Source organism: Flavobacterium suzhouense, from assembly GCF_042684765.1.
Classification (GTDB): domain Bacteria; phylum Bacteroidota; class Bacteroidia; order Flavobacteriales; family Flavobacteriaceae; genus Flavobacterium; species Flavobacterium suzhouense.
Genome location: NZ_JBHUMD010000003.1, coordinates 264,103 through 282,993 on the forward strand (window position 1 = coordinate 264,103; position 18,891 = coordinate 282,993).

Here is an 18,891-nt window from a genome sequence, read left to right on the forward strand (position 1 = left end):
TTTATTTAATCAAGCTTTTCGGTTAGTTTACTAAAAACGGTTTTGGCATCCCTGCCTTCATATAAAATACTGTAAACAGCATCAATAATTGGTGTTTTTGCCTTAAATTCCTTATTCAGGTTATAGGCGCTTTTTGCAGCATAATACCCCTCGGCAACCATGCTCATTTCCATCATGGCCGATTTTACCGTATAACCCTTACCAATCATGTTACCAAACATACGGTTCCTTGAGAATACAGAATAACCGGTAACCAACAAGTCGCCCAGATAAGCTGAGTTATTGATATTACGCTTCATCTTATGCACTTTACGGATGAATTTTTTCATCTCGCGGATGGCATTACTCATCAGCAACGCCTGAAAGTTATCACCATAGCCAAGACCATGTGCAATACCCGCCGCAATAGCATAAATATTTTTCAGCATAGCAGCATATTCCGTGCCAACAATATCGTCAGACGTTTTTGTTTTTATATAGTGGCTGTTAAGGTTCTTACCCATTATTTTTGCCTTTTTCTCGTTTCCGCAGGCAATGGTAAGATACGACAGACGCTCAAGTGCTACCTCTTCAGCGTGACACGGACCCGTGATAACACCGATATTGTCGTACGAGATATTGTATTTATCATGGAAATGCTCACCCACTATAAGGCTTGTTTCGGGAACAATACCTTTAATCGCCGAAAATATCACCTTGTCTTCAAGGCTTACCGTAAGCTTTTCAAGCTCTTTGCTTAAAAAAGCCGATGGTATGGCAAAGATTACATAGTCAGCATAGGCTACCGCCTCGTTAATATCGCTGGTAAGCAACAACTTATTAGTATCAAACTCAACAGAGCTCAAATAGTTAGGATTGTGCTTTTGTAGTTTTAAATGCTCAATAGCCTCGTTGTTACGCATATACCATGCTATTTCCGGCACATTAGAGCACAGCATTTTAGCAATAGCCGTCGCCCAGCTTCCACCACCTATAACAGCGAACTTTGGAGTATCACTCATGTTTCCTTTATTGTTTGAAAGGTCAAAAATACTTAAAAATAAACAAATCTAGCCTGCATTTTTAGCGAATACGGCAGTACAGGGATATTTTATTTAAGAAAACATTAACATTAAATTATGACAACCCCAAACAATGTAAACCTTTAGTGTCCGTTATTCATTAGACTTCTGTTTACACTTGGGGATGTACAACATAAGGTTAATAAAAATTTTTTGTTTTTGGTGTTTAAAAGGCATTCAGGTATTTCCGGAATGCCTTTTATAATTTATGCTAATAGCTCATCTCAACAATGGCCCTTACTCTCTCCGGCGTTATATTCTGGCGTTCGCCAAGGCCTTTCCAGCCACGTTCTTCAAAACGTTTCACGATAAAATCGGCAGTGCTTTCATAATCATTAGTATAGTTGGATATTTTAGTCTCCATACCCATCTTATGGAAAAACTCAACTGTTTTCTCAATAGCTTCCAGTGCCGCCTTTTCAGTATCGGTTTCAGTTATGTTTAAAACCCGTCTGCCGTATTGTGCCAGCTTTTCCTTTTTAGTATCAAACATTACTCGATACAGGTTAGGACCAATAATTGCCAGTGTACGCGCATGGTCAATCTCGTACAAAGCCGTAAGCTCATGCCCTATCATGTGTGTAGCCCAATCTGTAGGCACTCCTTTTTGGATAAGTCCGTTCAGCGCCATAGTAGCGCACCACATAAAATTGGCCGCCAATTTATAGTCAGAAGGATTTTCAGCAACGCCCGGGCCAATCTCTATAAGCGTTTGCAAAATGCTTTCGGCTATCCTGTCCTGAAGCAGCGCATCATGCGGATACGTAAGATACTGTTCCATAACGTGCGTATAGGCATCTATAATACCATTCTGCACCTGGCGTTTCGGCAATGAAGCCACCGTTTCAGGATCACAAATGGAAAATACCGGGAATACAGCAGGACCTCCGAAACTTAGTTTTTCCTGTGTCTTATCGATAGTGATAACCGAACCCGAGTTCATTTCGCTGCCTGTTGCAGGGAGAGTAAGCACCGTACCAAAAGGAATGGTATTATCAAGTATCCTTATTCGTTTTACCAGGATATCAACCGGATCTCCTTCAAATTTTACAGCAGCCGAGATAAACTTAACCCCATCTATCACTGATCCTCCACCTACAGCAAGAATAAAATCGATATTCTTTTCGCGGACAATCTCTACCGCTTTCATTACGGTTTCATAGCGTGGGTTAGGCTCAATACCGCCAAATTCGGTAATCTCATACCCTGCAAGGGCATCGGTAACCTGTTTGTGAACGCCGTTATTAAAAATACTTCCTCCACCATAAGCCAAAAGCACTTTGGCATTTTTAGGTATAAGGGAAGTTAGCTTAGCAATCTGGCCCCTGCCAAACACATAGTTCACAGGGTTATAATATTCAAAATTCAGCATGGTTCTTATAAATTTTACCCAAAGGTACAAAATAGGTCAATCGGGTGTGGTAAAGTATTGTTAAGCATTACCTGTTAACCGACACATTTTTACCCTTTACCTCATAAACTTTTTTGGCATAAAAATGCGCCGTACGTTTGTTTCAGATTTAAGATTGGTTGATTGGTTAATCGCTTGCTGCTGCCCCCACAGCACTGGCACCCAAAACAGATGATTTGCCCCCAAAATGGACTGTTTTAAATAAAAAATCCTGAGCTGGTTACTCAGGATTTTTTATTTGTCAAAACTTAAAGTTTTTTACTCTTAACCGACACATTACCAACCTTTACCTCATAAAATTTTTTACTATAAAAACCCGCCGTACGTTTGTCTTGTGATTTAAGATTGGTTATTGGTTTATCGCTTGCTGCTGCCCCCACAGCACTGGCATCTAAAACAGATTATCCGCCCCCGAAATTGGACTGTTTTAATTAAAAAATCCTGAGTGTGGTTACTCAGGATTTTTTATTTTATATCATTTCTTATAAAACAGGTTATGCTCTATATACTGCCATACCTTATGCGGTAATAGTGGCTGTACATTCTTTCCTTCTTTTACACCGTTACGTATAAAAGTACTCGATATCTCTACCACCGGCGCATCTATCATATGTATCTTCGGATGGTTTTCAAATTCCGGATTTAGCTTATCGGTACTTATACGCGGATAAACATAGATATGGTGATTTTGAAGCAACACATCATAGTTTTTCCATTTATGCAGGGAGTTGAGATTGTCTTCACCCATTATCAGCGAAAATTCGTGTGTGGGGAATTTCTCCTGCAAATGTGCCAGCGTATTCACGGTATAATTGGGCTGTGGCAAGCGAAACTCAACATCACTGGGTTTTAGCTTGGGATAATCTTCAGTAGCCAAAAACACCATCTGTAAGCGATGATGATCTTCCAGCAGGGTACTTTTCTTCTTTAGCGGATTATGGGGCGTTACAACCATCCATATCTGGTCAAGACCGCTATATTCGGCCATGTGATTGGCAATAATAAGATGCCCTGTATGAATGGGATTAAATGTCCCGAAGTATAGCCCTACTTTCATATTATTTGGAATCTTTGTCATCCTGACGAAGGAAGGATCTCTGTTATAAACTAAGATTGCTACGCCAGCCGGCCTTCAGCCTCGTGCCTTCACTCCATTACATTCCGTTCAGAATGACAAACCGCGACTAAAAATCGCGGTTGTTATAATTAATCTGCTAAAAACTGTTTAACAAGCTGATAGGCTTCCACCTTTGCAGTATCAAGGTCGTAGTTTTTGATAATGGTATCAAACTGAGGTGCTGTTGCCAGCTCTACCGATGCCTTTGCAATACGCATATTGATCTTATCCTCACTCTCGGTGCTGCGTTTCTTAAGACGTATCTTAAGTTCATCAATACTTGGTGGTTTTACAAATACAGCCAGTGTCTCTTCAGGAAATTTCCTCTTGATGCGAAGGCCTCCTGCAACGTCAATATCAAATATCACGTTTTTACCCTCTGCCCAAATGCGCTCAATCTCGGTCTTCAGCGTACCGTAAAAGTTGTCACGGTATACTTCTTCCCACTCTACAAAATCGTCGTGTTTGATGTGCTGCTTGAATTCTTCCAGGGTGATAAAGTGATAGTCTTTACCATTAACCTCTCCTTCGCGCGCACTTCGTGTAGCTGCCGAAACTGAAAAAGCCAGATTAAGATCCGGCTGTTCCAGTAAATGTTTTACTATTGTTGTTTTTCCTGATCCCGACGGAGCCGAGAACACTAGTAATTTTCCTTTTTTCATTAAATCCTGTTATGTGTTCTGAGTTCTGTGTTTTGAGTTTACTCACTCAACCCCAAACGCTAAACGCTAAACTATAAAACGTTTAGCACTTGTTCTTTTATCTTTTCGAGTTCATCTTTCATCTGCACTACCAGCTTTTGCATCTTGGCATGGTTTGATTTAGAACCCATAGTGTTTATCTCACGTCCCATTTCCTGAGTAATAAACCCAAGTTTACGTCCGTTAGCTTCAGTTCCTGCCAGGGTTTCTATAAAATAGTTCAGGTGGTTTTCAAGGCGCACTTTTTCTTCGGTAATATCCATCTTTTCAAGATAGTAGATAAGCTCCTGCTCAAAACGGTTCTCATCAACATTTACAGTAAGCTCGTCTATAGCAGTACGAAGCCTTGCTTTTACATTAGCGATACGTTCGCCATCCAGCGCAACAGCCTCATGCATAAATGCCAAAATGTTTGCTATGCGCGAAAGGAATTCTTTCTCAAGGGCAACACCCTCACTTATCCTGAAGCTTTGTATGTTTTCCAGCGCCTGATCGATAACACCCTCAATGTTTTGCCACTCGTTCGGGTCAATCTCTTCACGTTCAGTTTTAAGGGCATCCGGCATACGCACAGCCATTTTCATCAGTTCGGTAGGATCGGCATCCGGAATAACTTCCTGCATCTGGGCGATGTATGCCTTTACGATGGGTGCATTGATCTTAGATGAGGTTTCTTCGCCGGTAACTTCTACAAACAGCGAAAAGTCTATTTTTCCGCGCTCCAGCTTAACACCTATCTTGTTACGAAGCCCCAGTTCCATCTCACGAAAAGCCGATGGCATCCTTACGCTTACATCAAGGCCTTTGCTGTTCAGCGATTTAATTTCTACGGTAATCTTTTTTGTGGGTAACTGTAAAGAAGCTTTACCAAACCCCGTCATCGATTGTATCATGTAAAAAATTTAGTGCGACAAAGTTAATAAAAATAAATGAGGGGGTTAGTTGAAAGTAATAAAGTAGTAAAGTTGAAAGTTTTACGCCAAATCATTTAATCCGGGATCAACTTTCAACTTTACTACGTTTAACTTTACAACTATTAAGACTATTTTACCTCCTTAATAGCGCTGCTTTCAATCCAGCCTACGCTATCATCGGCAAGTTCAATTTTTTTCCAGTTGTCTACGGTTTCCAGCACGTTCACTTTAGTTCCTTCGTGCAGTACAAAAGCATCTTCCGAATTTTGTGACGGTTCGCTCTTAACGGCGATCACTTCGGCAAAAACTATGGCAGGATGTTGATTATTCTCGACAGACTTTACAAAAACAGCCGACAACACACTGATGACAATTACAAGCAGCATTACAAACATGGCAAAGAAGAATACGCGCTTTATCAGTGTGCTGCCCGCAAAATAATATCCTATAAACATGGCCAGAAACGCAAAGGCAAAGCCTACTGCTATCCATGCCCAGGTATTGTAGTGATAAGCTCCTGTAAGGTTGTACAACATTTTAGAGAAACCTACTTTAGGTACTTCCTTAATGTTGTCTATGGTCATTTTTTTAGCATATCCCAGATTTATCTGAGCATCTTTATTGTTAGGATCGAGCTGAAGCGCTTTCTCAAAATTATAGACTGATGGTGCTATCTTACCCATTTTGTAATACGCATTACCAAGGTTAAAATACACCTCCGCCGATTCTTTCTTTCCTTTCAGGATACTTTCATATTCCTGTGCCGCCCCGGCATAATTGCCTTTACGGTACAATGCATTAGCCTTCTCAAAAGCACCCTGCGCAACAGTGGCCTGAGTAAGCAATATTGTTATTAAAATGTAAATTAGCTTTTTCATCTTATAAAGTCCCATTTATAACTCTCCTGATTCCGTCCTTTATCAAAAGAACATTGAAATTAATTAACATCCCTAACTTATTTCCTGATAATTTTAAATACGTTAAAACTTGTGCTAAATGAATATCGTTTAATTCTTCTACAGACTTAACTTCTATAACAAATTTGTTTTCAACTACAATATCCATTCTGTAGCCAATCTCTAATTTTACTTCTTCATAAATTAAAGGCAATGCTTTTTGCTTTTCAACAAACAAGCCCTTTTTATATAATTCATAACATAAACATTCACAATAGGCACTTTCTAATAGCCCTGGCCCTAACGCCTTGTGGACTTTAAGAGAACATTCGTAAACAATTTTAGCTATTTCGTTTTTCTGTCATTTGTATAATTTTAACCACAAGGTTCACTAAGTTCTTTTCACAAAGAACACTAAGCTTTGTGAACTTATTTTTCAACCACAAGGTTCACAAAGTCTTTTAACAAAGACCACTAATAATCACACTTTGTTTAAAGAACACAAAGCTTTGTGAACATTGTGCCTTCTTTGTGGGCTTTGTGGTTAAAAGCTCTCAATTCTCACTACTAAATCTGCTTCTCCAATGCCGTGATTACAGCTACCGCGCTGTCGTAGTCATTCTGCATAGCCGAATCTGACGATGGCGCATACCTTGCAAACTCACAGCTGTCCATTATCTTACTAAAATCAGCTACGGTTTCCTCTTTGGCATTACGCGACAGCAATAATTCTTTAATATTATCACGGCTCATGTCGGCGGTTTCAATATGCAGTTTTGCCTTAAGGAAATTATGCAGTGCTTTTTCCAGTGCCAAATAGAATCCCGCCTTGTTACCAAGTTGCTTTTTAGCTTCCCCAAGGAACTTCTTAGCAAGCTTATTGTTCTGCCTTATTTTACTACCCACAACATCACTGTCATACGCTTCTTTTTTCTTCCTTCCAAAGATGATAAACGGAATCAAAAGGAATGGCGCAAAAAGTAATCCCCAGAACAGCCCTGAACCAAAGAAATCATCACGCTCAACAGGCTTAAGCGAAGTTTCCAGTGCTATAAAACGGAATGGCTCTGCCGATTTAACATCTTTCTTGTTGCTGTCTCCCTTATCGGCACTCTCCTGATTTTCCTGTACATTAAGCACATTTATCATGATCTCATCGTGCGTAATAGTTTTGTAGGTATGCGTTGCAAGATCAAACCATGAGAACGACAATTCCTTTATAGGGTATTTACCTTTGTTTTGCGGCACTATCGTATAGCTATCCGATATACTGCCCTGCATACCGCTCAAAGGTGTTGAAATGTTTTCTTTATGCTCCGGATCGTACATTTCCAGTGCAGCCGGAACCTGTGGTTTAGGCAGCGTAAACAGCTTAAGGTTACCTTTACCCGATACCGCAATATCAAGCTGTACAGGCTCTCCGTTTTTGCTAACAGTAGCCGATGGCTTAACTGTAAAGCTAAAACTACCTACCGCACCGGTAAAGTCTGCCGGTTTTCCTTTCTCAGGAAGCGGTTTTACGTTAATGAATTTCTTTCCTGCCGACACTACCTTATTTGTAGCCACCATAAACTGACGCCCAAAAATATCCCTTCTGCCGTTAGGTACTTCCATGGATACGTCCAGGGTTAATGGTTCAATTTCCAGCTTACCGTCTTTTTGAGGATATAATACCGTTTTACGCAATACAAGCATGCGGTATTCCTGCCCCTGATAGGTTTCTGTCTGGACTGCAGGATTCTTAATATCTATATTCTGACTCCAAAAATCATTGTATTGCGGAGACGAAACTTCTTTCCATCCTCCCACGGCTGTGTAAGGGCTAACATAGATTTTATATACAACGGTAACAGGTTCGTTTACATACGGATTAGTTTTACTAACCTCAGCTACCAAATGTACACCCTGATCTACATTCTGCTGCATCTCCTGCTGGTGCTGCTGGTTGTTAGCATACGGATTCGGGTCGGCACCTGCAATGGCATCACCAACCTTAACTTTTATAGGGGCAGTTTTGTATTCATACCCGCCTATAATTATCGTAGCCGAACCTATGGTAAAATTTCCTTTTGCAGTAGGGATAAGCAGGTACTTATAGCTTCTACTAAAGGTACGTTTTCCGTTTATCCATGAATTGCTTACCATCTGCTGAGGACCCGAAGCCTTAAACCCCGGAAATTGCGGAGGCGTAAAATTGTCCCCATCCTGATTCATGGTAAACTCAACAATAAGGCGTTCGTTTATACCCAGCGATGTTTTGCTCGGTACAGCCTTAAATTCTACCTGTTGGGCATATATACCCTGTACAAAAAGCAATAATAGTAAGATGTATCTTTTCATCGTTCTTTGCTTAACCTGAAAATATTGCGTTTTTAAGTTATAGTTTTTTATCTACGCCGTCATTGCGGGGAGGTATAATGAAGCGATTGCCACGCTACACTACGTTCCGCCCGCAATGACAGACCAATTATTAGTAGCAGTAAAGCCCGAAATGTTACCAGTCTTTTTGCTGGTTATTGTTTGGCCTTACCTTAACCTTTCTGCCATTAACCTTATCCTGAATTTTTTTCTCTTCATTATTCATGGCATCAAGCAGGTTTTCCATACGTTGTTTAGATGGGCTTGGCCCTGCTTCCGGCTTAGGCTGGCCTTTGTCTTTCTGGTCGCCATCATCCTTAGGCTCTCCTTTATCACCATCCTTTTTCTGGTCACCTTTTTCGTTTCCTTTATTATCTTTCTGGTCTCCGTTATCGCCTTTGTCTTTGCCTTTGTCGCCTTTATCCTTCTGATCATTGCCACCGCCACCGTTAGGTTGCTGCTGCTTATCGTCCTTGTTCTGGTCTTTTTTGTCTTTATCGTCCTGAGGCGGTTTTTGCGGTGGCGGAGGATTATTTTTCAGCATTTCCTTTGCCAGTGCAAAATTGTACCTGGTCTTTTCATCAGCAGGGTTATTGCGAAGCGCATTCTTATAGGCCTCAACAGCTTCCTGATAATTCTTTTCTTTCATAAAGATATTACCCAGATTATGATATGCCATATGCTTTTGCTGTTTTGTCCTTGCATTTTTTATAGACTCAACATAGGCATAAGCCGCTTCGGCACTCTGCCCCTGCCTGTATATGGCATTTCCAAGATTGTAGGCAGCTGATGCCTTAGTGGGCGATTTGGATTTTGATATCCTGTAATCGGCCTCTGCCTCAATATAGTGATTACTCTTAAATTCTTTGTTCCCTTTCTCAAGGTCTTTGTCTCTTTTTGGCTTAGCCTGCGCAAACGAAAGCACTGTAAATAAAAGCAGGCCGTATGTAAATAGTCTCCTCATTATTCTTTTTCATTAAACAGGTTAAGTTTGCTAATCCATGCTGTTTTCCTTTCAAGCAGGAATACATCAATAAACAGCAATAAAAATGCCGCACCTAAAAACCATTGGTATTGCGAATCGTATACTGCCATCTGTTTGGCTTCAAATTCGGTTTTCTCCATGTTATCCAGAGCATTTTTTACATAGTCTGATACTTCACGGGTACTTTTACCATAAACATATCCGCCTTTGGTCGCCGCAGCAATGCTTTTCAGGTCCTGCGGATACAATTTTGTAACCACCACATTACCATCACTGTCGCGCTTAAAGCTATCTGTACGCCCGTTAACCTTAATTGGGATAGGTCCTCCTTTTTCAGTACCCACACCAACAGTTATCAGTTTAATACCTTTTTCTTTAAGTGCCTGAGCAGCCTCAAGACTGCCTTCGCCATGATCTTCACCGTCAGATATCAATATAACCAGTTTACTGGTTTGCGGATCGTCAAAATAAGATGTCGCCAGTTCCAGCGCATCGCTGATGGCAGTTCCCTGAGAGGAAACCATATCGGTATTCATGTTCTGAAGGAACATTTTTGCTACACTGTAATCACCGGTAATAGGCAGTACCGGATAAGCACTTCCGGCATAGGCAACAATACCTATCCTGTCTGTCCCCAACTGATTGATAACCTGAGAAACAATCTGTTTTGCTTTTTCAAGTCGGTTAGGTGCCATGTCTTCGGCAAGCATACTCTTCGATACGTCTACCGCAAAAACAATGTCAACCCCTTCGCGTTTCACGGTTTCTACTTTAGTACCAATTTTCGGGTTTACCAACGCAATTATGATGCCCGAAAGAGCTAAAAGCAGCACAACCAGCTTAAGGGCAGCCTTAAAAACCGACCTGTTGGGAGTTAGTTTCTTTACCAGTTCAGGATCGCCAAACTCACGCTGCTTTTTTTTCTGCCAATACAAATTTAGCAGGAACAACAACAGCAATACCGGGATAATGCCCAGCAGGTATAAGTATTTTGGTTCGTCTAATTCGTACATACTAAATAAAGCTTCTGTAAAGGGTTTTCCTTGCCACTATTTCGGCAAGCAGCAATCCAAATGCTATCCATGCCCACATATGGAATTTTTCGTCGTAATTGTAATATTTCATCTCCTCGATCTCTGTAGTCTCGAGTTTGTTGATCTCGTCGTAAATTGACTTCAACTTGGTGTTCGATGTAGCCCTGAAGTATTTACCATTCGTCTTTTTAGCAATCTCCTTCATCAGTTCCTGGTCTATCTCTACCTGCATCATTTTGTATACAAAACCGCCATCCGGTTTTTTAGCATACGGAAACTCGGCCATACCGTTTGTTCCTATACCAATGGTGTATACTTTTATACCATATTCCTTAGCTATATCGGCAGCCATTCGTGGATCGATAACCCCCGAATTGTTTACACCATCAGTAAGCAAAATGATAACACGGCTTTTTGCCTTGCTGTCTTTCAGTCGGTTTACAGCCGTTGCAAGACCAACACCAATACCCGTACCGTCTTTTAGTACGGTCTCATCATATTTCACCGATTTAATGGCATCTATAACCAGTGCCTTATCGCTGGTAACCGGGGTTTTAGTATAAGCCTCACCGGCATATACCACAAGCCCGATACGATCGTTAGGGCGTCCGTCAACAAAGTTTTGGGCAACACTCTTAAGGGCTTCCATACGGTTAGGCTTCAGGTCGCGTGCCAGCATACTGCCCGATACGTCCATTGCAATAACAATATCAATACCACGTGTTGTTTTGGTTTTGTTGTTCACATCAACCGTTCTGGGTCTTGCCAAAGCAACGATCATGCAGCTTAACGCCAATAACCTCAACACAAATAATAACGGTTTAAGCCTGCCAAGTAGCGATGGTTTGGCTTTAAAGGCATTAAGCGAACTTATTTTTAATGTCGCTGTCTGTTTTTTGCGTGTCCATATGTACCAGCCAATGGCTAATGGCAACAATGCAAACAGCCAAAAGAAACCCGGATGTAAAAAAGTTACGTCTTTCATAATTAATTTACCTTTAATTCAACCGAGTTCTTTATTCGTTCGAGTATCTGCGTTCCATATTCGTCACCTTCCTTATGCATTATCATTACCTGTTGCAGTCCTTCTTTTTGCTTAAAGAAAAGCAACTCGTAATATACTCTTACAGGAGTTTTTGTAACAGGATCCGGCATAGACATATTTCCATAAGCCCTTATACCCGATATCCCTTTATCGGTATTAAAATCTTCGCTTTTTACCAATATGTTAGTAGCTCCCTGTGCTTCCATAGACTTCATTGCAAGCTCTACGGTTGCAGGAAGATCGATCTGAACAGAATCCTTATACGTAGTCGTAGATACCGTAACATAGAAATTATCGGTCATAGAACCATAAGCAAACACCGATGCTTCTCTTACATGCGGATTGTTTTGCTGTGTCATTTTAGCCAATAAAGGAGATCGTTTAAGCACCTTTGGTGTTTCAATAATTACTCCCGGATCACCATATTCACTCTTTACCCATTCGCCATCCAGTAATTCTTTTGTCGCGTGTCCAATAAAGTTATCCCTAAGGTATTCCATACCGAAAACATATACCGAAACTCCAAAAGCAACTAAAATTGCCGCTACCGAACTCAATATTATGATCGTCTTTTTCCTTTTCGCTTTTTTCTTTGCCTGCGCATCGAGCCAAAGCTGTGTATGAATATCGTCTTCTTCCTTCTCTTCCGGAATGCTTCGGTCTATAACCACAATGGTTTTTTCGACCCTTTTGCGGTCTTCTGCAATTTCAAAATCAAGCGGACGCGATTTGGCAAACTTCACCATATCGGCCGTGCGAAGAATCTTTTCAAGCTCCTCAAAAGTTTCCTGAGACAGGTTCATTTTCTTTTTACGAACAGCATCTCTCATCGCGTCAATAAGCTCACTGGTCGTGCTTTCCATTGCCGGAACGTGAATAGCCTCTTCAATATAAGTACGGGCAATATCCGTAAGCTGGCTGTAATAGTCTTTTACAGCTCCTTTTTCAAGCAGTTCTCTCTTTTCAAGCTCTTTAAGCTCACGCGAAGCTCTTTCTATCGGAGAGATAATTTCTTCTTTTTTAGCTTTAGGCTCTGCCGGTTTCCTGTTCTTAAGGTAACGCCACAGCCCATAAGCTGCTGCTCCCGTTGCTACAACAGCAAACAGTATCCATAACCAGAAAGAGGTATTGGACTGCCCTTTAAGCACAGGCTTAATGTCATACATCTTTTGCTTAAGGGTATCAACCTTAATGTTGTTCACCTCAATTCGCAGGGAGTCGGTTTTAATCATCTTGTTATTGATGACTACCGGCAAAGACGGTATTATGTACCTGCCCGAATCGAACTGTGTAAGCCCGTATTTTTTTACCAGCTCATACATCGCCCCATCCTTAATGGTATCCACAGGATATGACTCCAGCACCTCAAGCTGCCCAAAGCTTCTGCCTTCCGGAAAACTAACACGGAAAGCCGTATCAACTTTGGTTTTTAGCGTAAGGTTAAACTGGGAACCGATTTTTATTTTGGTAGAATCAATACTTGCCTGAACCTGCTTTTGCTGTCCAAAAACAGTAACGGCAGCCAGAAGGAATAGTATTGTATACAGTTTTGTCCTAATCATTTCTTTTTTGTTTTCACCACTGGTTTTCTATCTGGACTTAAAATAGCCCAACAGTTTGGTTACATACGACTCGTCTACCCTGGTGCTCACAGCACCGGCACCACATCGGCTAAAGGTATCTTTAAAATATTTCAGTCTTTCCTGATAATAGGCTCCATACTGCAGCCTTACCGATTTTGCACCGGTATTTACCAGCATGCTTTGTCCGGTCTCGGCATCAAGCATGTTTACAAGGCCGATGTTAGGCATCTCTTCCTCGCGGATGTCATATACCCTTACCCCTGTAATATCGTGCTTTTTTGAGGCTATCTTTAGTGTATGCTCATAATCGGGCGATGCCATAAAATCAGAAATCACAAAAACGATAGCCTTCTTTTTAAGCACACCGCTCAAAAACTTCAACGCCTGGCTTATATCCGTTTTTTTGCTTTTCGGCTCAAACTCAATAAGCTCGCGAATAATCCTCAACACGTGTGATTTTCCTTTCTTTGGCGGAATGAAAAGCTCAATCTGATCTGAGAAAAGAATAAGCCCTATCTTATCGTTGTTTTGCGTGGCGCTAAAAGCCATAGTAGCAGCAATCTCGGTAACGATATCTTTCTTGAACTCGTTTTTTGTACCAAAGCTCTCCGATCCCGACACGTCTACCATAAGCATCATGGTAAGCTCGCGCTCTTCTTCAAAAACCTTGATATAGGGTTCATTGTAACGCGCGGTAACATTCCAGTCTATAGCACGCACATCGTCGCCAAACTGGTACTGGCGCACCTCGCTAAAGGTCATACCCCTTCCTTTGAAAGACGAATGATATTCCCCCGAGAAGATATGATTACTCAGCCTTCGGGTCTTTATCTCGATCTTACGAACCTTTTTTAATATATCTTTTGTATCCATCTTTTATCGTTTTTGGGTTTCGGGTTCTGGGTTTCGGGTTGCCAATAGTAACCCTAAACACAAAGCCCGATACTATCCGGCTGCTCAGGCAACCCGGAACTCGAAACTCGAAACCCTAAACTATTAAGGTACTTCGATCTCGTTAACGATCTTGTTGATGATATCTACAGAAGTAATGTTTTCAGCCTCAGCCTCATAGGTAACCCCTATTCTGTGGCGAAGTACATCATGAACTACTGCCCTTACATCTTCAGGTATTACAAAACCTCTGCGTTTGATGAAGGCATAACATTTTGCAGCAGTTGCAAGATTGATACTACCCCTTGGTGATGCCCCAAAACTGATAAGCGGTTTTAATTTTTCCAGCTTATAATTTTCAGGATAACGGGTAGCGAATATGATATCAAGAATATATTTTTCAATTTTTTCGTCCATGTATACCTCACGTACAGCCTCCTGTGCACGAAGTATCTGATCTAAAGTAACTACCTGGTTTACTTTATCAAAAGCCCCTTTCAGGTTTTGACGGATTACATGGCGCTCATCTTCCATTTTAGGATAGTCAATAACCGCTTTAAGCATAAAACGGTCTACCTGAGCTTCAGGAAGCGGATAAGTACCTTCCTGTTCTACCGGGTTCATGGTAGCCATTACCAGAAATGGTTTTTCCAGCTTAAAAGTATCTTCGCCTATGGTTACCTGTTTTTCCTGCATCGCCTCAAGCAATGCCGACTGCACCTTAGCAGGAGCCCTGTTAATCTCATCGGCAAGCACGAAGTTGGCAAAAATAGGACCTTTCTTAATTGTAAATTCGTTTTGTTTGATGTTGTAGATCATAGTACCTACAACATCGGCAGGAAGTAAATCGGGTGTGAACTGTATACGGCTGAATTTTCCGTGCACCGCCTGACTCAGTGTATTAATTGCAAGGGTTTTTGCAAGACCCGGCATACCTTCAAGCAATATATGCCCCTGTCCTAAAAGACCTATAAGCAGTCGTTCAATCATATACTTTTGTCCTACGATAACCTTATTCATTTCCATGAAAAGCATATCTACAAAAGCACTTTCCCTTTCTATTTTTTCATTAATCGCCCTAATGTCGAGCGTTGATGTGTTTTCTTCCATATCCGTAAATTTTTTGGAGTGTGAATTTAGCAATGTTAAAGTAACGAAACAAATACATTTTTAATATAATGCATCTTTGTTAACGAGTTGTTAAAGCAAAACGTATAAAAGCATCAAAAAACATTCCACGATTTCAACAAACTCCAAAAAAAATAATCTTACAAAACAAAACCCCTATGCCTCAGGGCAAATCCTTTATATTTGCAGCCTTGATTAATTACGGGGTCGCAACTACGGGGTTCTTCATGCCCGTATTATAAAACCCTGCTGCAAATAGTTAATTAAGCTACCTAATAAGGCCTGTTGATTAGTCAACAGGCCTTTGTTAGTATTTTAGGGCAAAGGCTTTGCCAACTGAATAATGATTTCATTATTTTTATAGCACAAAACCTTAATCCTACTATGGACATTACACTTTCTCCCATAATTGCCGGCGCCATGAACTGGGGCGTTTGGCAGGCCAATTTTACTACAAAACAAATGGCTACCATGATTCATTCCTGCCTTGATCACGGTATCTCAACTTTTGACCATGCTGATATCTATGGCGGATATACCACCGAAGCCGATTTTGGAAAAGGATTTGCCCAAAGCGGCATAGCCCGCGAAAAGATCCAGCTTATCTCTAAATGCGGCATTCAGCACACCATTGGCAACAGGCCTACTAAAATAAAGCACTACGATTATTCTAAAGAATACATAGTGTGGAGTGCCGAGAACTCTCTAAAATTCCTTCAGACCGAATACCTTGATCTGTTACTGCTACACAGGCCAAGTCCGCTCATGCAGCCCGATGAAATTGCCGAAGCTGTTGAGAAACTGAAAAAAGAAGGAAAAATAAAAGCCTTTGGCCTTTCTAACTTTACCAACAACCAAACCGATCTTATCCGTTCGAGAACAGAGGTTTTTGGAAACCAGATCGAATTTTCGGCAACACATATCGAGCCCATGCTCGATGGCAGCCTGGATTACATGATGGTAAACAACATCAGGCCAATGGCGTGGAGTCCTATAGGAAGCGTATTTAAAGAGCATAATGATCAAACCCACCGCCTGAAATTATTAATGGCTGAACTTGTTGCCAAATACGAAGTAAGTGCCGATGTTGTCCTGCTTGCATGGATAATGCAGCATCCGGCGGGAGTAGTCCCGGTATCGGGTTCTACCAGTGCTGAAAGGCTTAAAAACCAAATGAAGGCGACACAAATCAAACTGGATCTTGAAGACTGGTTTGCCGTATGGACAGAGAGCATAGGCAATAAGGTACCGTAAGCAGTGTTCAGTGTTCAGTGTTCAGTGTTCAAAATTAAAGACTTACATCCAAATCTTTAAATTATTAAATCTTTTCAATATTTAAATAAGTATGAAAACAGCATTAATAACAGGCGCAACCAGCGGTATAGGCCGTGCCACAGCCCGACTATTAGCGAAGAACCATTACAGGCTCATCATTTGTGGACGCCGTGAAGACCGCCTTGCCGAATTGCAGGACGAATTTTCGCATCTTACCAAAGTGCATACACTAAACTTTGATGTTCGCCATAAAAAAGAAGTGGCACAATCTCTAAAATCATTGCCTAAGGAGTTTGCCAATATTGATGTACTTATCAACAATGCCGGTAACGCCCACGGCCTTGACCCTATCGAAAACGGCGACGTACACGACTGGGATGCAATGATTGATATTAATGTAAAAGGATTGCTTTATGTGTCCAAAGAAGTAATTCCCGGAATGGTAGAACGCCGAAGCGGACACATTATCAACATCGGGTCGATTGCAGGAAAAGAAACCTATACCAATGGTAATGTATACTGTGCGACTAAACATGCTGTTGACGCTATAAACCAGGGAATGCGCATGGATCTGAACCAATACGGAATACGCGTTGGAGCCATCAATCCGGGTATGGTAGATACCGAGTTTAGTGAAGTACGCTTTAAAGGCGATAAGCAAAGAGCCGAAAACGTATACAAAGGTTTTGAACCCCTTAAAGCCGAAGATATTGCTGATGTTATTCATTTCGTGATTTCAAGGCCTTACCATGTAAATATTGCCGATCTTTTGATTTTGCCAACGGCGCAGGCCAGCGCAACTATAGTAAATAAGAAGTTATAGTGTTATCGGGTTATTGGGTTACGGGTTGCTTACTCATACTTTAAAATTATGGCTAAAATAGAACGATTTGAAGATTTGCAGGTATGGCAATTAGCCAGAGAGATTTGTCTTGATGTCTGGAACCTTTTTGAAACTACTTCACTAGGTAGAGATTATGAATTAAAAAATCAAATGAGCCGATGCTCAGGTTCTGTCATGGATAATATCGCCGAAGGATTTGAAAGGAATGGCACACGTGAATTCATTCAATTTCTAAGCATTTCAAAAGGTTCCTGTGGTGAATTGAAATCGCAATTATACAGAGCTTTAGACAGAAGGCACATTACTCAGAAACAGTTTGATAGTATAACCTCAAAAACTGATACTGAAAATAAGAAAATTGGTTCATTCATTGTATATCTAAACTCAAAGGAATACAAAGGCAGTAAATTCCATAAAACATATCCATCCTAATAGGCAACCCGCAACTCAAAAACCCGATAACCCGATAACTCAACATGATTAATAAACGCCTCTTAATTAAAAACCTACTCGCTCACAATGATGAGAGCAGCTTTTATGATAAGAAGCGTCAACTTAATTTACATACCAAAGAAGGTAAGGCGAAGTTTGTAAAACATATTTGCGCACTATCTAACTCTAACCCCGAGAACAATTCGTATATCGTTGTGGGGGTTGAAGATCACGACAATGAAATTTTGGGCACCGACTTTTATGACGACAGCCGCATTCAGAATCTGGTAAATGCCTTTCTCGAAAATCCGCCTACCATACAATATGAGAATGTGCCGTTCCCAAACCTGCCTAAAGACAAGGTAGTAGGACTGGTAACGATAAAACCCAAAAATGGCACTTCTTATTTTAAAAAAGCAGTATATACTATTCCTGCCGGAGCAATATTCTTAAGAAGAGGCAGCAACTCCATACCACTTGAACCCGGCACGGATATCCCTCATGCTTACGGCAATACCGATACCGTTTCCGGAATTGAAAACGGCTCCCGAAACAGCATTGCCCATACCCTAGAAGGCGTTATGGACTTTGTAACCAACAGGCATAAAGACATGACTGCCAAATACAAAGTCTTTAAAGAGCTGTTTGTAGTATGCTGGGCAGGACATAAGAAAGTAGTAAGAGGAAATACTTACTACTCCCGTGTAGACATTGAGCTTATTAACGAACAGATCAAGCTGTTCTATTCTGCCCTGGATGAGGTAAGCATCAGCTATAACGAAGACAGCTTTTCGATAACCGAATATGTTGCCCTAGGCCTTAACGACAGGACCAGCTATTATCCGTTAGAAGAAGTAATCATACGATTTGAAGATAATGGGTACTATAAAATGGATTCGGCACTGCTTTTTGACCCTCCACAGTATAACCGCAAGATGATGTTTCATATTTACAATTCTAACCTTGCTCTACTTACAAAGCTTGAGAAAGGATTATCCCTATCCGATCGTGAACAGAAAGATTTGCTTAACCTGCCATCAACCCTCATGATTTGTCATTTAAATGGCTTTACAGAGGCAAAACAACGCCTCGCCGACGCCAAGCCCTTACTTAAAGCCTGGCCCGATGAGCAGGCCTATATTTCATTTAAGGAAGCCATGCGTATCTTGCGAAAAATGAAATATGATGTATAAAAAACCCGGACCTTTAAATCAGT

18 protein-coding genes are annotated in these 18,891 nt (G+C 41.0%); 4 read left to right on the top strand and 14 right to left on the bottom strand.

Annotation, left to right across the window (positions count from 1 at the left end; translation table 11 throughout):
- Positions 1-5: 5 nt before the first annotated feature.
- From ACFSR3_RS02030 to ACFSR3_RS02095, 14 genes are all read right to left on the bottom strand, one after another.
- Positions 6-1,001 (bottom strand): NAD(P)H-dependent glycerol-3-phosphate dehydrogenase, encoded by a 996-nt coding sequence (locus tag ACFSR3_RS02030; protein ID WP_379819492.1) that lies wholly within the window; start codon positions 999-1,001, stop codon positions 6-8.
- 271 nt (positions 1,002-1,272) lie between these two features.
- Complete coding sequence (locus ACFSR3_RS02035; protein ID WP_379819493.1) at positions 1,273-2,433, bottom strand: iron-containing alcohol dehydrogenase; 1,161 nt, start codon at positions 2,431-2,433, stop codon at positions 1,273-1,275.
- A 514-nt stretch (positions 2,434-2,947) separates the two neighbouring features.
- On the bottom strand, positions 2,948-3,529 hold the full coding sequence (gene nadD / locus ACFSR3_RS02040; protein ID WP_379819530.1) for a nicotinate (nicotinamide) nucleotide adenylyltransferase: 582 nt from the start codon (positions 3,527-3,529) through the stop codon (positions 2,948-2,950).
- A 149-nt stretch (positions 3,530-3,678) separates the two neighbouring features.
- Positions 3,679-4,251 carry a guanylate kinase gene (gmk, locus tag ACFSR3_RS02045; RefSeq protein WP_379819494.1) on the bottom strand — a complete coding sequence of 191 codons (573 nt, stop codon included), beginning with the start codon at positions 4,249-4,251 and terminating at the stop codon, positions 3,679-3,681.
- A 71-nt stretch (positions 4,252-4,322) separates the two neighbouring features.
- Positions 4,323-5,183, bottom strand: a complete 861-nt coding sequence (locus ACFSR3_RS02050) for a YicC/YloC family endoribonuclease (protein ID WP_379819495.1) — start codon at positions 5,181-5,183, stop codon at positions 4,323-4,325.
- Positions 5,184-5,332: 149 nt separating this feature from the next.
- Complete coding sequence (locus tag ACFSR3_RS02055; protein ID WP_379819496.1) at positions 5,333-6,082, bottom strand: tetratricopeptide repeat protein; 750 nt, start codon at positions 6,080-6,082, stop codon at positions 5,333-5,335.
- A gap of 1 nt (position 6,083) precedes the next feature.
- Entirely contained in the window at positions 6,084-6,449 is a 366-nt protein-coding gene (locus tag ACFSR3_RS02060) for a GxxExxY protein (protein WP_379819531.1), read from the bottom strand.
- 218 nt (positions 6,450-6,667) lie between these two features.
- Positions 6,668-8,440: a BatD family protein gene (locus ACFSR3_RS02065; protein ID WP_379819497.1), complete on the bottom strand. Its 1,773-nt coding sequence runs from the start codon at positions 8,438-8,440 to the stop codon at positions 6,668-6,670.
- Between the two features lie 154 nt (positions 8,441-8,594).
- A complete protein-coding gene (locus ACFSR3_RS02070; RefSeq protein WP_379819498.1) occupies positions 8,595-9,422 on the bottom strand; it encodes a tetratricopeptide repeat protein in 828 nt (275 codons plus the stop codon).
- Complete coding sequence (locus ACFSR3_RS02075; protein WP_379819499.1) at positions 9,422-10,456, bottom strand: VWA domain-containing protein; 1,035 nt, start codon at positions 10,454-10,456, stop codon at positions 9,422-9,424. Before ACFSR3_RS02075 ends, ACFSR3_RS02070 begins: the two co-directional genes overlap by 1 nt.
- Before the next feature lies 1 nt (position 10,457).
- The gene (locus ACFSR3_RS02080) at positions 10,458-11,462 is read right to left on the bottom strand and encodes a vWA domain-containing protein (protein WP_379819500.1); all 1,005 of its coding nucleotides are present in this window, start codon (positions 11,460-11,462) and stop codon (positions 10,458-10,460) included.
- Positions 11,463-11,464: 2 nt separating this feature from the next.
- Positions 11,465-13,081 (bottom strand): BatD family protein, encoded by a 1,617-nt coding sequence (locus ACFSR3_RS02085; RefSeq protein ID WP_379819532.1) that lies wholly within the window; start codon positions 13,079-13,081, stop codon positions 11,465-11,467.
- A 30-nt stretch (positions 13,082-13,111) separates the two neighbouring features.
- A complete protein-coding gene (locus tag ACFSR3_RS02090) occupies positions 13,112-13,978 on the bottom strand; it encodes a DUF58 domain-containing protein (RefSeq protein WP_114757717.1) in 867 nt (288 codons plus the stop codon).
- Positions 13,979-14,101: 123 nt separating this feature from the next.
- Positions 14,102-15,106: an AAA family ATPase gene (locus ACFSR3_RS02095; RefSeq protein WP_379819501.1), complete on the bottom strand. Its 1,005-nt coding sequence runs from the start codon at positions 15,104-15,106 to the stop codon at positions 14,102-14,104.
- Positions 15,107-15,508: 402 nt separating this feature from the next.
- On the opposite strand from ACFSR3_RS02095, the gene ACFSR3_RS02100 reads away from it, so the two are divergent.
- The 4 genes from ACFSR3_RS02100 (at position 15,509) to ACFSR3_RS02115 (ending at position 18,868) form a co-directional block, all read left to right on the top strand.
- The gene (locus tag ACFSR3_RS02100) at positions 15,509-16,378 is read left to right on the top strand and encodes an aldo/keto reductase (RefSeq protein ID WP_379819502.1); all 870 of its coding nucleotides are present in this window, start codon (positions 15,509-15,511) and stop codon (positions 16,376-16,378) included.
- Between the two features lie 91 nt (positions 16,379-16,469).
- Positions 16,470-17,222, top strand: coding sequence for an SDR family NAD(P)-dependent oxidoreductase (locus ACFSR3_RS02105; protein WP_379819503.1), 753 nt, complete (start codon positions 16,470-16,472; stop codon positions 17,220-17,222).
- Positions 17,223-17,270: 48 nt separating this feature from the next.
- Positions 17,271-17,675 (top strand): four helix bundle protein, encoded by a 405-nt coding sequence (locus ACFSR3_RS02110; RefSeq protein ID WP_379819505.1) that lies wholly within the window; start codon positions 17,271-17,273, stop codon positions 17,673-17,675.
- Positions 17,676-17,719: 44 nt separating this feature from the next.
- Positions 17,720-18,868, top strand: a complete 1,149-nt coding sequence (locus ACFSR3_RS02115; protein WP_379819506.1) for an ATP-binding protein — start codon at positions 17,720-17,722, stop codon at positions 18,866-18,868.
- Positions 18,869-18,891 lie beyond the last annotated feature (23 nt).

Bases quoted from the DNA above. Each gene is read 5' to 3' on its own strand.
- ACFSR3_RS02030 (WP_379819492.1), bottom strand. From the start codon at position 1,001: ATGAGTGATACTCCAAAGTTCGCTGTTATAGGTGGTGGAAGCTGGGCG.
- ACFSR3_RS02035 (WP_379819493.1), bottom strand. From the start codon at position 2,433: ATGCTGAATTTTGAATATTATAACCCTGTGAACTATGTGTTTGGCAGG.
- nadD (WP_379819530.1), bottom strand. From the start codon at position 3,529: ATGAAAGTAGGGCTATACTTCGGGACATTTAATCCCATTCATACAGGG.
- gmk (WP_379819494.1), bottom strand. From the start codon at position 4,251: ATGAAAAAAGGAAAATTACTAGTGTTCTCGGCTCCGTCGGGATCAGGA.
- ACFSR3_RS02050 (WP_379819495.1), bottom strand. From the start codon at position 5,183: ATGATACAATCGATGACGGGGTTTGGTAAAGCTTCTTTACAGTTACCC.
- ACFSR3_RS02055 (WP_379819496.1), bottom strand. From the start codon at position 6,082: ATGAAAAAGCTAATTTACATTTTAATAACAATATTGCTTACTCAGGCC.
- ACFSR3_RS02065 (WP_379819497.1), bottom strand. From the start codon at position 8,440: ATGAAAAGATACATCTTACTATTATTGCTTTTTGTACAGGGTATATAT.
- ACFSR3_RS02070 (WP_379819498.1), bottom strand. From the start codon at position 9,422: ATGAGGAGACTATTTACATACGGCCTGCTTTTATTTACAGTGCTTTCG.
- ACFSR3_RS02075 (WP_379819499.1), bottom strand. From the start codon at position 10,456: ATGTACGAATTAGACGAACCAAAATACTTATACCTGCTGGGCATTATC.
- ACFSR3_RS02080 (WP_379819500.1), bottom strand. From the start codon at position 11,462: ATGAAAGACGTAACTTTTTTACATCCGGGTTTCTTTTGGCTGTTTGCA.
- ACFSR3_RS02090 (WP_114757717.1), bottom strand. From the start codon at position 13,978: ATGGATACAAAAGATATATTAAAAAAGGTTCGTAAGATCGAGATAAAG.
- ACFSR3_RS02095 (WP_379819501.1), bottom strand. From the start codon at position 15,106: ATGGAAGAAAACACATCAACGCTCGACATTAGGGCGATTAATGAAAAA.
- ACFSR3_RS02100 (WP_379819502.1), top strand. From the start codon at position 15,509: ATGGACATTACACTTTCTCCCATAATTGCCGGCGCCATGAACTGGGGC.
- ACFSR3_RS02105 (WP_379819503.1), top strand. From the start codon at position 16,470: ATGAAAACAGCATTAATAACAGGCGCAACCAGCGGTATAGGCCGTGCC.
- ACFSR3_RS02110 (WP_379819505.1), top strand. From the start codon at position 17,271: ATGGCTAAAATAGAACGATTTGAAGATTTGCAGGTATGGCAATTAGCC.
- ACFSR3_RS02115 (WP_379819506.1), top strand. From the start codon at position 17,720: ATGATTAATAAACGCCTCTTAATTAAAAACCTACTCGCTCACAATGAT.